At 59.7% G+C, this 12,997-nt stretch carries 11 protein-coding genes; all 11 read right to left on the bottom strand.

What is annotated here, in order from left to right; genetic code table 11:
* Positions 1-41: 41 nt before the first annotated feature.
* Positions 42-1,364, bottom strand: a complete 1,323-nt coding sequence (ugpB, locus tag GR198_RS10320; protein ID WP_029871192.1) for a sn-glycerol-3-phosphate ABC transporter substrate-binding protein UgpB — start codon at positions 1,362-1,364, stop codon at positions 42-44.
* Positions 1,365-1,666: 302 nt separating this feature from the next.
* Positions 1,667-2,653, bottom strand: a complete 987-nt coding sequence (locus GR198_RS10315) for a sugar kinase (protein WP_164068739.1) — start codon at positions 2,651-2,653, stop codon at positions 1,667-1,669.
* 18 nt (positions 2,654-2,671) lie between these two features.
* Complete coding sequence (locus GR198_RS10310) at positions 2,672-3,487, bottom strand: carbohydrate ABC transporter permease (RefSeq protein WP_011648809.1); 816 nt, start codon at positions 3,485-3,487, stop codon at positions 2,672-2,674.
* Positions 3,487-4,425, bottom strand: a complete 939-nt coding sequence (locus tag GR198_RS10305) for a carbohydrate ABC transporter permease (protein ID WP_011648808.1) — start codon at positions 4,423-4,425, stop codon at positions 3,487-3,489. The genes GR198_RS10310 and GR198_RS10305 overlap by 1 nt, the downstream gene beginning before the upstream one ends.
* Positions 4,425-5,753, bottom strand: coding sequence for an ABC transporter substrate-binding protein (locus GR198_RS10300; RefSeq protein WP_164068736.1), 1,329 nt, complete (start codon positions 5,751-5,753; stop codon positions 4,425-4,427). Before GR198_RS10300 ends, GR198_RS10305 begins: the two co-directional genes overlap by 1 nt.
* Before the next feature lie 55 nt (positions 5,754-5,808).
* A complete protein-coding gene (locus GR198_RS10295) occupies positions 5,809-6,486 on the bottom strand; it encodes a GntR family transcriptional regulator (RefSeq protein ID WP_029871195.1) in 678 nt (225 codons plus the stop codon).
* A 7-nt stretch (positions 6,487-6,493) separates the two neighbouring features.
* The gene (locus GR198_RS10290; protein ID WP_164069045.1) at positions 6,494-7,378 is read right to left on the bottom strand and encodes a dihydrodipicolinate synthase family protein; all 885 of its coding nucleotides are present in this window, start codon (positions 7,376-7,378) and stop codon (positions 6,494-6,496) included.
* 113 nt (positions 7,379-7,491) lie between these two features.
* Entirely contained in the window at positions 7,492-8,796 is a 1,305-nt protein-coding gene (repC, locus tag GR198_RS10285; protein WP_164068734.1) for a plasmid replication protein RepC, read from the bottom strand.
* Between the two features lie 154 nt (positions 8,797-8,950).
* Positions 8,951-9,952, bottom strand: a complete 1,002-nt coding sequence (repB, locus tag GR198_RS10280) for a plasmid partitioning protein RepB (RefSeq protein ID WP_164024410.1) — start codon at positions 9,950-9,952, stop codon at positions 8,951-8,953.
* A gap of 4 nt (positions 9,953-9,956) precedes the next feature.
* Positions 9,957-11,150 carry a plasmid partitioning protein RepA gene (gene repA, locus GR198_RS10275; RefSeq protein ID WP_003550127.1) on the bottom strand — a complete coding sequence of 398 codons (1,194 nt, stop codon included), beginning with the start codon at positions 11,148-11,150 and terminating at the stop codon, positions 9,957-9,959.
* Positions 11,151-11,421: 271 nt separating this feature from the next.
* Positions 11,422-12,735, bottom strand: coding sequence for a hypothetical protein (locus tag GR198_RS10270; protein ID WP_164068732.1), 1,314 nt, complete (start codon positions 12,733-12,735; stop codon positions 11,422-11,424).
* Positions 12,736-12,997 lie beyond the last annotated feature (262 nt).

The raw sequence follows: 12,997 nt of genomic DNA, 5'->3' as shown, positions 1-12,997 counted from the left end.
AACGGGAGCCGGTCTTTCACCAGCCCCCGTCGCGGAGCCCATTAGTTGGCGGACTGGAAATCGCGAAGCTGTTCGTTGCCTCGTGCGACCACGGAATCAACTGCTTCCTTCGCCGTCTTCTTCCCGCCCAGCAAGGCTGCAAACTCATCGTCGATGATGCCACGCACCTGGACGTAGTTGCCGAACCGGATACCCTTGGAATTATCGGTGGGTGTCACCCGCGTCAGTTGCTTGATGCCGATATCTGCTCCGGGATTCTTCTCGTAATAGCCCTGGTCCTGGCCCAGCTTATACGCAGCCTCGGTTATCGGCAGGTAGCCGGAGAACTGATGCCAATCGGCTTGGACTTCCGGCTTCTGCAGATAGGTGAAGAATTTCGCGACCCCCTTGTACTCCTCTTCCGGACGGCCTTTCAGCGTCCAGAGCGTGGCGCCGCCGATAATCGAATTGAGCGGCTGCGGAATGACATCGTCATAGTAGGGAAGCGGCGCAAACCCGACCTTGAAAGCCTTTGCATTGTTGATGACGCCGGCCCGGCCGGCCGAGGAATTCATGTACATCGCGCATTCCTGCGAATAGAACATCGGAGGAGCGTTATCGCCGCCGCCAGGTCCGCCGAATTTGAAGAGCCCCTCGTCCTGCCACTTCTTCAGATTGCCCCAATGGCGGATCGTCAGATCGTTGTTGAAGGTGAATTCCGCGTCCAGGCCACCAAAACCGTTGGCCTTGGTGGAGTAGGGCTTGTCATGCAAGGCATTGAGGTTTTCGGTCTGGATCCAGGAGATCCAGGCGCTGGTAAAGCCGCATTTGGCAGCGCCGGACTTCATGATCGTCCGTGAGAAGGCTTCGACGTCCGCCCATGTTTTCGGTGGCGTTTCCGGATCGAGCCCCGCTTTTTGGAAGACATCCTTGTTGTAATACATGATCGGCGTCGAGGAATTGAACGGCAAGGACAAGACGTTGCCGCTGGTGTCCGAGTAGTAGCCGACGACCGGGGCAATGAATTTGCTCTGATCCCAGGCCTCCCCCTCGTCCTTCATCAACTGGTAGACGGGATAGACAGCGCCTTGTGCTGCCATCATCGTGCCGGTGCCGACTTCATAGACTTGTACGATTGCCGGCTGCTGGTTGGCACGGAACGCCGCAATGGCACCCGTCAGCGTCTCGTCATAGGTGCCTTTGAAGACCGGGACAATCTCGTAGTCAGATTGAGACGCGTTGAACCCCTTGGCGATCTGTTCAAGCTTCGCGCCATTCTCGCCGCCCATTGCGTGCCACCACTGGATCTTCGTGGCGGCCATTGCCGGAACGGATAACGAAAGGCTGGTCAGTCCTGCGGACAGGAAAAAAGCGATCTTGTTCATCCTCACTCCCACTTGTTCTCGGTCCGCAACCTCCCGCTACGAACGTGGGGCTGATGGTAACAGGCGAGTTTCACTTTGCAAGATTGAAATGTTCAAATGAACATTTCATCGCTGGATGGAAACGCGCTCGCGGTCAACGCGCTTGATTTACCGGCACGAGGCGTTGAAACCACAACAGTCAAACCGGTCGTTAATGCCACCGAAGCGCTGGAGAATTTTGAGGGGTACAGCATTGAAGGGGTATTCGCCGGAATCGGCACGGTTGGACGGCGTCGACGAAATCCACCCGCGAAATGCTGCTTTTATGCGCCGCCGCTGCCTGCCCGCCGCGACTGCCGCCCAACGTTCCAATCCTGGAGGGCATCGCGGACTTCGGCTCTGGTGGGTGCACCAATGCGTCCGCCGAACACCTGGCATTTGAGCGCTGCCGCCATGGATGAAAAGCGCATCGTTTCTTCGATCGGCAAGCCTTCCGCGGTGGCGAGCGCGAAAGCGCCGTGGAAGATATCGCCCGCTGCGAGCGTATCGACTACTCTCACCTTCGGAGCGGCAAGATGGAAGACGTCGCCCGTCAGGTCATCGAACCAGAAGCAGCCATTTTCGCCAGCCGTGACGCTGATGAAAGCATGCTCGAACTTTCGCTTCAGAAGACCGACGACCTTCACCAGTTCCGCTGCTCCGGCAAGGCGCTCGGCGGCCGGCTGCGAGAACACGATGTGGCTGGCCGCCGGTGCAAGCATCTCGATCACGCCATCGCCTGCGACATCGCCATCGAGAATGGCCGGCTTGCCCGCCTCTCGGGCCGCCAACAGCGTCCGCAGTGCAAGCTTCGGCCATCGCACGTCGACCAGCACCGCATCGAAAGCAGAAACATCCTGTTGCGTGACCGGCTTGACCGTTTCGTGCAAGCCCGCATCGTAGAAAGGCACGATCAAGCGCTCGCCCTGATCATCGACAAGGATGGTCGAGATGGCCGAGCGGGCGCCTTCCACGCGCAGCATGCCGCTGGTGTCTATGCCGCTCTCGCTGAGATCGGCAATGATGCGTTCGCCGATGGCATCATTGCCGACTGCGCCCCAGAGGCTGGCATCGCCGCCCAGCCGGGCGACCCCAAAGGCAGCACTCGATGCCATGCCTTCGGCGATCTGCAGCATATCGTAGGGCAGAATTTTGCCCTGGCCGGTCGGCAACGTTCGCACGCGAAACAGGGTGTCCATGACCGCCGCGCCGACACACAAAACGCGGCGTGCCCGACCGGGAGGCGCATCGAAGGCAGAAGACGTCGTCAAAACAATTGTCTCACCCGCTCACTTGACGGCTCCGGCCGTCAGGCCCGCCACGATCTGCCGTTGCGCAAACACCGTCAATATCAGCACGGGCAAGGTAACGATCAACGCCGCCGCCGCCAGCGGCCCCCAACTGACCTGTTCGAACGAAAGCATGTTGTAGACCGCGACAGGAAGCGTGCGCGTCTCGCGGCTGGCAAGGACGATGCCGAAGACGAAGTTGTTCCACGAGAAGATGACCGACAGGATGAAGGCGACAACGATGCCCGGCCTGGCGATGGGCAAGGCGACCAGTCGGAAAACCTGCCAAGGTGTTGCGCCGTCGATGCTTGCAGCCTCCTCCAGCTCCATCGGCGTCGTCTCGAAATAACCGATCATGATCCACACGACGATCGGCACGGTGACGACGAGATGGATGATGATCTGCGGCATGAGCGTGCCGAGCAGGTTCAGCCACTGAAACAGCAGGAAGAGCGGGATCAGGAAGGAAAGGCCGGGCGTCATGCGCGCGATCATGATGACCATGGCAGACTTCTCAGCTTTCAGGCGCGCGATGCCGTATCCGGCCGGCACGCCGATCAACAGCGCTAGAAGCGTGGCCGCACCCGTGACCAGCACCGAATTCCAGAGATAGAGGAAGAAGTTGTTCTCCTGGAAGACCTTCAGATAGTTTGACCAGGCGAAGCGTTCCGGAATGAAGATCGGCGGATAGGCGCCGTTGTCGATCTCATATTTCAGCGACAGCGAGATCATCCAGAGGAAGAACAAGACGACCGGCGAGATCATCACCAGGGCAACAAACAGCAGTCCGATGCGATCGAGCGTCTTGCGCTTCATCAGCGTGCCTCCCCGTCGGACCAGTTCACGCGCTGCCGGAGCATCATAAGGACGAAGGAGAGCAGGACGATGAGGATGAAGAAGACAACCGCCATGGCCGAGCCATAGCCGATATCGTAGTAGGCGAACGCGGTGTTGTAGAGATAGATGTTGATTGTCTCCGACGCCGTGCCGGGACCGCCTTGGGTCATGGCATAGATGATGTCGAAACTTTTTACCGCATCGATGCTGCGGATGATCACGGCAATCATCAGGAACGGCGCGATCATCGGCAGCGTCAGATAGCGGAATTTCTGCCAGACATTGGCTCCGTCGATTTCAGCACTTTCATAGGGCTCACGCGGAACCGCCGCCAGACCGCCGAGCACGATCAACATGATAAGCGGCGTCCACTGCCAGGTCTCGACCAGTACCAGCGACGGGATGACGCTGCTCTGATTATAGATCCACTCCTGCGGGCCGATGCCGATGAAGGAGAGGAGATAGTTGAGGACGCCGAGCTGCGGATGGTACATCATCGTCCAGACGAGAGCGATGGCGACGGGTGTGGCCATCATCGGCATCACGAATATGCCGCGGATAAGACCGCGCAACGGAAATTGAGCATCGAAGATCAGTGCGGCGAGCGTCCCTAGAAAAAGGGGGACCACCACGGAAAGCGTCGTATAGAGCACCGTGTGCCACAGCGAGTCCCAGAAGCGCATGTCCACGACCAGCCGAGCATAGTTGTCCAATCCCGCAAAGACCTGGGACTGGCCAAGCGTCCAGCTGTTGACGCTCATCCAAAGCGTAAACACCCATGGGAAAACGATGACGGCCGCAATGACGATGAGCGCCGGGATGACAAAGGGCCAGTAGTTGGGAGCAAACCGATCCGGTTTGCTCCTTCCCTTCGACGTCTTGGCCACTGCGGCCGTTTCGATGCTTGTCGAGGCCATTATCCCTCGCTTTTCGCCAGGACGGGTTCGAACTGTGCCGTCGCTGCCTTCAGCTCGGTTTCGGGATCGGCGCCGCCGATCATGTTGGTGAGACCGACACCATAGACGTCGCGGAACTCGGTGACCGGAATGATGACCGGCAGCGCGAGCTGCGAGATCTTGCCGGAACCGACGACGGCATCAAGCCAGGCGCCCGGCATCTTGACGCCTTCGCGGACCTTCGCATCCTCGAGGACGGACTGGCGGAAAGGAACGCCGGCGCCGGCCTGCAGCAGACGTGCGCCCATTTCATGCGAAATCGCCCATTGGCAGAAGAGGTACCCGGCTTCCTTCTTCTGGCTTGCCGCGACGACACCAAGCCCGTCGCCGAAGGTGCCTGCGGCCTGTGCCTTCGGACCTTTCGGCATGATGCCGTAACCGACCTGGCCGACGACGCGCGACTTTTCGGGGTTCTCGATCGGCGGCGCAAAACCGACACCGTCCAGCCACATGCCGATCTTGCCCTGCAGGAAGGCCGACTGCGCCTCGGCCCAGTTGAAGCCGGAGACGCCGGGAGGGGCGGTCTTGGTCATCAGCCTTTGGTAAAGCTTGGCTGCATCGATCGCTTCTTGCGATGTCGTGCGCAGCTTGCCGTCAGGGCCGAGCGGGCTCGAACCATAGCCGAGCAGCAGCGACGTCCAGACCGGCGTGTTGGCGTTCTTCAGGCCGCGGGCGACGAAGCCGTAGGTGTTGGTGGAAGGATCTGTGAGCGCCTCCGCAGCACTGGCGAGTTCTTCGAACGTCGTCGGGTAGGCCAGCCCCTTCTTCTCGAACAGCGTCTTGTTCCAGTAGATGATCCAGTAATCGACCGAGAATGGAAGCGAACGCAGAACGCCGTCCGGATCTTTGGCAAAAGTCAGGCCGGCTTCGGCGAAATCCGTTTCAACCAGAGAGGGGTCGGTCAGAGAGGGGTCCTTGAGAAAACCGCCGATATCGGCAAGCCAGCCGCCTTTTTCGAATTGCCGCTTCTGGACATGATAGCTCATGTGCACGACATCGAAGCTCGGCTTGCCGGAGCTCAGCTCGATGGTCGTCTTCTGGCGCTGCTGTTGTTCGGGCGTCGCCTCGGCATTGACCTTGATGCCGGTGAGCTCCTCGAATTCGGACAGGTACTTCAGAAGTATTTCGCTGCGCGGGCTCTTGACCAGGTTGACTTCAAGCGTCGTGCCGGCAAAGCGCTTCCAATCGACGGCAGCCGATGCCAACCGCACGCCGAGCATGCTGCTGGCGCCAAAAGCAGCCGTACCTGCCAGAAAGCCGCGTCTCGTCGGGTTCAAAAACGATGACATGTGGTACCTCCTCCTTTTGCCGGCGATCTCCTCACCCCCGGCTGTTTATTTCCGATTATATCCTGAGCGCACGATCTCTTGCATGATTGATATGTGCGACAAGGCTGTTGACGGCGTCCTCCGCCGATCGTCGTTCGATCGCCTCGAGCACCTTCAGGTGCTCAACCATGACAGGCCCGACGTGACCATCGATTCGAAAACGGTCCTGACTGATCAGGCGCATCTTGATCGAGTTCACCCGGTAGGCATTCGAGATGATGGTATTTCCAAGGGCATCGATGAAGGCGTCGTGCATGCCCCAATCGACAGCCTGCGCATGCACTTCCAATTCGTGCGATCCATCGCCGTTTCGAATGGCGTCGGCGATATCCCGATGCTGCTTCAGTAGCCCGGCGACCGTCTCGTCAGACGCAGAGCGGGTGAAAAGCGCGACCGCTTCCTTCTCCAGGAAGACGCGCAGCTGGAACGCCTCGCGAATGAGGTTCAGATCGATATGAGCGATCTGCAACCCCCGCTGGGGCACCGTCTTGATCAGCCCTTCGGCTTCGAGCCTCGGGATGAGTTCGCGGATGGCGCCAAGCGTCAGCCCCGTCAACTCGACGAGGCGACGCTGCGAAACAAACTGGCCGGGGCGCACGTCACGCGCAAGAAGATGGCGTGTGAAGCTCTCATACGCCTTTTCCCGCAGTGTCGGCTGCTCGTCCGTTCCGTCCATCGACTCTCCCAGAAACATGTCCGCCCTATGCCGCTTTCGAGCGGAAAAGAGTGTCGAACGCAAGAGCGAGTTGCGCCTGTCCTTCGCCGGATATTGAAACGAGTGGCGGTCGAACCGCAAGCCAGATTTCATCCGACGTCAGATGAGCGACCATCGCTTTCACGGCAGCGGTCACCGGAAATTTCAGCAGTTCGGCCACAAAATCCTCGATGCGAGAATCGTCCTTACCTTCCTCTGCCATCAGCTTGACTTCGCGAGGTACGAAATTCGCCATACCGGAGATCGCACCCTGGCCGCCGAGCCGCACGCCCTTCGCCAGGTGACGTTCGTCGCCCACCAGGATGACAAGGTCGCCATGCGCCTTCAGCAGCGTTTCGGTAAAAGGCCAGTCGCCGGAGGAATCCTTGACGCCCGTAACCACATTGGGAAAGGCGCTCCGTAGCCGGTCAATCAGCGATACGCTCAGCGGAACCATGGTGACCGAGGGAATGTTGTAGACGATAATATCTCGCGCCTTGTCGCCCAGGATGGCGAAGACAGCCGAAAACCACTGAAAGACGCCGTCATCACTCACGTTCTTGAAATAGGAAGGAGGAGCAAGAAGGATATTGCGGGCTCCCTTGGAAAGCGCATGGCCGGCCTGCATCGCCGCATCCTCGGCCGCGTCGACCAGCACCCCGACGATGATCTGCTTTGCTGCTATCCCACTATCGAGCAAGGAAGCGAGAACACGCTCACGTTCCCGCGTTCCGATAGAAGAACCTTCACCCGTCGTCCCGAACAGGGTCACACTTGAGCACCCCGCAGCGAGGCTTCGGCGTGCCTGCTCGATCATCGCCTCGATCGCGATATCGCCATTGCTGTCGAACGGTGTGGCGAGAGCGACCGAGAGCCCGAATTTTTGTGTCAAATATGCTTCCTCCCAAAGAATGGACCAGATGTAGCAAACTAACATGTTAGATGTAAAGAGGTGATTGCGCACTGCCTCGCTACACAAATGTCGAGGCAGTCGCTTTCTCACGATCAACTGGCATGCCTCGCCGTCGGCCCGTTCGCCCGCACGAGCGCCATCAGCATCGGGCCGATCGCAAATTCGCCCCTTTCGGTCCTTCGGGTCAGATCTCTGAGATAACCGCCGGGCGAATTGATATGCCCACCCCTTTCCAGGATGCAGGCGATCACGGTTGCGGCGTTTTCCGGCCCCATGCCCGAGCAGGCTTCCTCATAGGCCGAGGGGCTGACGCCGAGCATCGAGCGCACGACGACGGCGGCCGACATCAGGTCTCGCCAATTGCCGATGCTTCCGCCAGGCCCGTAATCGAGAATACTGGGGCAGGCCTGGAGGACGAGGCCGAGCGGGAAGGATTTCAGGCCTGGTCCGGCGCCCGGATCGGCCGCGCCCCCCGCCCTGTTTCTCATCCCGCCGGAAAGCTTTTGCGGTTTCAATCTTCGTTCGTCCGACGGCCCGGCGTTCGGGTCGTTGTCGGCCGCTGCCTTTTCGCCCTGCTTCGTTTCGAAGCCTGGTTCAAGTTCATAATTGGAGTCGGGATTTGAATTCTGTTTGTGATGCTCAATTTGAGACTCATTGGCATCTATTTTTTTTGTTTTTATCCGTCTTTCCAGCATGTTGACGATCTCGGCACGCAGCAGCCCCATCTCGTCGAGCAGCGGGGCCAGGTCTTCGGCGGTCGCCACGCGTGGAATTCGGGCAAGAAGCGCTCGAAACATCGCCGAAATGCCTTCCCAATCACCGGAAACCCCTTCTTCGAGCGCCGCCGCTATCAGCTTCGAGATATCGCGCCGGCACAGCGTCAGGCGTTCCCTGGTTACCCGCAGCAGCTCCCGGTCGGCAACCGCCTGGGCAGCCAGGCTTTCGATTTCGACAGCACGGGCCAGGAGCGGTGCTACGCTGAAGCCGAAGGCCTCGCCGATAGCCCCTGCCCTGTCGCGGCGCGCATAACGCTTTCCGTTCGGGCTGTCCTTGCGCAGGATCAGGCCGGCCTCGACCAAGACAGCAAGATGCCGCCTGAGGGTGGCTGGGGTCATGCCACGGGCGCGCAACGAAAGCTGCGCATTCGACGGGAAGACGATCAGTCCCTTTTCCTCGGAGATCTCGTCGTCAGGGTAGAAGGTCAAAAGCGCGTCGAGCACCGTCAGCGCCCGATCGGTGACGCCAAGCGCCGGCCGAGCCTCGCAGATCGCCCTGAACAGCTTCCATTTGCTGCGTTTCATCCCCGGCTCGATGGTCTCGGCCAGTTGCTGGCTTGCCAGCATGCCAAGCGACATCGGCCGCCGCCCAAAGGGCGTCGTCACATATCCACTCTCCATTTGCCTTCACCTTCGTTCAGGCAAAAGAAAACCATCCACCAATTTGGTGCCTAAGACGCTTGACTGTGATTCGTGGAAATGCGATTCTCGATGTGCTTAAGATCTGAGAAGGGCTTCCACGACGGCGTCGTTGGGGGCCTTTTTCTTTTGCGCGCTACGCTCCTCTGTCCTTGTTGAACTCCTGGAACAGGCCCTTCAGCCTTTCCTGGACGAATTGATCGAAACCGGGCGCGGTCTTGCCGTCGAAGACGAAGGTCGCACCGGATGCTGTCTTCTTGATCATGACAGGCACGCCACTAACCTGGGTTTTAGCCACCGCCGGCTTCGGCGCAGCCGTCTTCTTCGTTGCCAGAACGAGTGCCCGCTGAAACCGCTCGTCGCTCGATATTTTGCGCGCGTCGTCCGCGGACAACTCCACGATGATCTTCTCGACATCGGCTTTCTCAAGCCGCTCGCCCAGTTCCAGCCATCGCCGGCGGCCGATATCAGGCGCTGCACCTATAGCGTTGACGAGATCAAGGGGGACCTGCCGGATGACGATCAGCATTCTCGACAGCGCCGCCTTGTCCACGCCGAGAGCCGCCATGATGACATCGCGGCCAAAGCTGCGTTCCTCGAGCCGCGATGCGAAGAGCGCGCGCTCGATGTAGGAGAGATTGGTTCGAGCACTGTTTTCCTGTCCCTGGCTGACGACCAGCTGACCGTCGCTGAGATCGCGGACGACCGCACGCACTCTGATGCCGATTTCTCGGGTGGCAGCCAGGCGCCGATGGCCGTAGGCGACCTGATAGCGTCCCCTGGTTTCCGGATGCGGGCGGACAAGGATCGGAACCTGCTGCCCATGCTCGCGGATCTGCTCGACAAGTTGCGCGAGTTCGGCCGCATCGATCGCCAATCGATCGCTGACGAAGGAAGCGTCGATCAGGCCGGGATCGAGTTCGACGATGGTCTGGCCGGTGGCAAGCTGCCGTTCCAGCTCACTCGCCCGCTCCATTTTCTCGGTAATGTTGCCGAGCGTCTTGGTAATGCCGCCGACCGGCGCTGCACTGCGCTCCTGCGGCACGAATCCCGCGATCGGGCGATTGTCGCGCGGTGCGACTGCGTCCATTCTTTCCGGGCTCGGAGCGGAGATTTCGATGAGGTTCTTGCGCGCCATCTATCTATTTCCTCCCCCAGGTCGAGCGAATATGCGCCTCGATCTCGCCATTAACGAGGTTGAGGGACTCCAGGGCCCGATCGTAGGTTCCGCGTGTGAACTGCGACCGCTCGACCTCGTAGAGTGTCTGCTTGGTGACGCCGGCGTCGGCGACCGCCGTCGACTTCACCATGGCGTTGTGGAGCATTCGATTGCCGAAGATCGCTCGCATGAAGCCGGTCATCTGGCTTTGCGGTCCGTCGTTCGGCTCGAACCGGGTCACGAGATAGCGCATCCAGTCATAGCTGGTACGCCCGCCGGCCTTTTCCACGACCGACATCAGCTCACTCGTCATCGTCAGAAACTGCGACATCGACATGACATCCAGCATCTGCGGGTGGACCGTGATCAAGACCGAGGTTGCCGCGCAGAGCGCCGACATCGTCAGGAACCCCAGTTGCGGCGGGCAGTCGATGACCACGACGTCGTAGAGGCTTTCGATCTCCGTCAGGACCTCGCCGATGCGGGCAAAGAACATCGTCTCCGCCGTACCCGACGCCATCGCCTTCGGCGTCTCGTGCTCGAATTCCATCAGCTCGAGATTGCCCGGAATGAGATGCAGATTGGGCGTGTAGGTGGCGCGCACGATGTCGGCGATGGGGCGCGGCTCCTCATATCGGATCGCACCGTAGATCGTTTCGCCCTCTCCGACATCGAATTCCGGCTGATGGCCGAACAAGGCGGACAAGGAGGCTTGCGGATCGAGGTCGACGGCGAGCACGCGGTAGCCCCTGAGCGCCATGAACTGCGCCAGATGGGCCGCGGTGGTGGTCTTGCCCGAGCCGCCCTTGAAATTCATGACGGAGATGATCTGGAGTTTTTCGCCCGGCCTGCGGGCCGGCACATATTTCGGCGTTCCGTTTCGCTCGTCGAGGACCCGGCGAATTCGATCCATATCGGTTGCACTGTAAAGCCGCCGTCCGTTTGCGAGCGGATCCGGCCCATGGCCGTCGGCGGCCACCTGGCGGAGATAACCTTCGCCGATACCGATGAAGGCCGCAGCTTCCGCCGGCGAAAATGTTCTGATGGTCTTTTGCGAGAGCGGGGGAAAGATTTTTGCCTGATGCTGCTGAAGTTGATAGGATAACTCCTTCGCATCTGTTGCCAGAAGCGACGGGAGATGCTCTTGATCGTCCTGAAGAGCAAGGCTCGGCTGCATGATCTTTTTCCCAGGTAACTGCGCAATTTTGAACGAAAGCGCTTCAGTTGCGCAGTTACTATATGCCTCGATTCGTTACCAATTTACAAATGCTTAACCAAACCGTCCGTTTCAGCCCGCCGAGACGGCTGGCGACATGAGCCAGATTTCAAGTGATTCGTGCATTGCCGATGACTCGAAGTGACTGATAACCACGGTGGCTTTCCAGCCGACCGGGAGGTCAATCACGTCGCCGTAAGCCATATTTATCAATAGCTTGGGCGCTGCCTCTCTATTTCCCATCGTCCTTCAGGTAGTTGTTGCTATTGATCACCAGAAGCCCGTCGGAACCTTTGTCCGGTTCGAATATGCTCATGGTCTCCGTCTTGCCGCTCGCATCGGTCAGGTCGATACGGTATCCGGAAAGCTTATAGCGTCCGCTTGCGCCCGGCCGGTTGCTTGACGTGGTGACGCCCGATTGCGATCCGCCAATTTTGTTCGTCATCGAGGCGCCCGACCAGCCTGTGCGTTCGAAAGTACCGTTTCGATGAAGCCTCAGCGTATGGCTGGAAGCCACCGATCCCGATGAGGTCGCGGTCATCCCGCTCGAGGCGAAGGTGGATACCCATTCGCCGTCGAGCGTCGCACCCCCATCAAACGGCGGCACGGCGCGGTGGTCTGCGTCGGCAATCACCAGGTCTTCGCCCTTTTTCGAGAACGGTTTCGTCTCGATCTCGATTGTGCCGTAAGCAGAGGTGACGCTGCGCATTTCGATCGACCCGGCGGAGGAGAAGAAACCGCCCCCGGCAAGCTTGTAGAGGCCGCAATCTGTCGGGGTGTCCCTGCAATGTTCGGCAATGCTCCGGCCGCCCTTCGGCAGCTCCGTGCTGAACAGCCCCTTCGGGTCGAACATGGTGATCGTGCTGTCCGAATAGAAATCCATACCGCCGAAGACGTTCGGCCGGAGACCGGTATCGAGATGGGTGAAGACACCGTCCAGCCCGCCGTCGTCACTCGCCGGCACCAGATCGAAATCCTTGTCGGAAGGATCGAGCCTCACCGAGCGCACGAGTGTTGCAAAATCGGCCTCGGCACTACTGCTTCTGTCGCCGTTCACATTCAGCAGCACCAGCTGCAGAAAGGCCTGCCGCTTGTCGCCGGCGATGCCGACGACGATCTGGCTGATACTGACGTTCTTCTGATGAACGCAGCAGCGTTCTTCCACGCGGATATCGTAGCCGTTCACCGTGACCCCGTAATGCTTGATCAGGATATCTTCCTTCGCCATGTCGGGCAGCGTCGCGACGAAGGTCTTCATGCCGGCCTGCAGGGAACTGCGCGCTGCCGGGAGCGGCTTGCTGATCTGGATCAGAGCATTGCCGCGCTTATCGTCCTCCGTTTCCGGAAATTCCTTCTGCAGCATGAAGAGATTGCCCTTTCCGGCTTTCCTCCAGCCGGAAGCAGCATCGGGCAGGGTCACCGTCAGGCCGCCGATATCGGCGGGTGCGGCGAAGGATTGAGGGCTGGACAGTAGGGAAACGAGGACGAGAATGAAACCCAAGCCTGATCTCACCCGACCGACCCGATCGATCTGTGCGTTGCCCATGTGCGCCTCCCCTCCTTTTCGTCTGCTGCCGACGGGATTTGGAGCGGGGTGCGACTAGTTCAACCCTGAGCTTCATAAAGGTTTCTTGAATGCTTCGAGGTGATGAACCCCGGCGACTTAGGTGAAAACATCAGAACCTCCGGCGTCGCGCCCCTCGACCTTCCGACGGACGCCGTCCTCAGCATCGGGCGGCAGGGTGCGCCTCAGGATCACGGGTCTACACCGGCCCAACGTTGACTTACCCGGCAAATGAATGTTTGCC

It is taken from the genome of Rhizobium leguminosarum (assembly GCF_010668065.1).
Taxonomy (GTDB): Bacteria; Pseudomonadota; Alphaproteobacteria; order Rhizobiales; family Rhizobiaceae; genus Rhizobium; species Rhizobium leguminosarum_S.
This window is presented reverse-complemented; position numbering and strand designations above follow the sequence as displayed.

What these genes read in the sequence shown, in the direction of transcription:
- ugpB (WP_029871192.1), bottom strand. Translation starts at nt 1,364, where the DNA reads ATGAACAAGATCGCTTTTTTCCTGTCCGCAGGACTGACCAGCCTTTCG.
- repB (WP_164024410.1), bottom strand. Translation starts at nt 9,952, where the DNA reads ATGGCGCGCAAGAACCTCATCGAAATCTCCGCTCCGAGCCCGGAAAGA.
- GR198_RS10270 (WP_164068732.1), bottom strand. Translation starts at nt 12,735, where the DNA reads ATGGGCAACGCACAGATCGATCGGGTCGGTCGGGTGAGATCAGGCTTG.
- GR198_RS10310 (WP_011648809.1), bottom strand. Translation starts at nt 3,487, where the DNA reads ATGAAGCGCAAGACGCTCGATCGCATCGGACTGCTGTTTGTTGCCCTG.
- GR198_RS10300 (WP_164068736.1), bottom strand. Translation starts at nt 5,753, where the DNA reads ATGTCATCGTTTTTGAACCCGACGAGACGCGGCTTTCTGGCAGGTACG.
- GR198_RS10295 (WP_029871195.1), bottom strand. Translation starts at nt 6,486, where the DNA reads ATGTTTCTGGGAGAGTCGATGGACGGAACGGACGAGCAGCCGACACTG.
- GR198_RS10305 (WP_011648808.1), bottom strand. Translation starts at nt 4,425, where the DNA reads ATGGCCTCGACAAGCATCGAAACGGCCGCAGTGGCCAAGACGTCGAAG.
- repA (WP_003550127.1), bottom strand. Translation starts at nt 11,150, where the DNA reads ATGCAGCCGAGCCTTGCTCTTCAGGACGATCAAGAGCATCTCCCGTCG.
- repC (WP_164068734.1), bottom strand. Translation starts at nt 8,796, where the DNA reads ATGGAGAGTGGATATGTGACGACGCCCTTTGGGCGGCGGCCGATGTCG.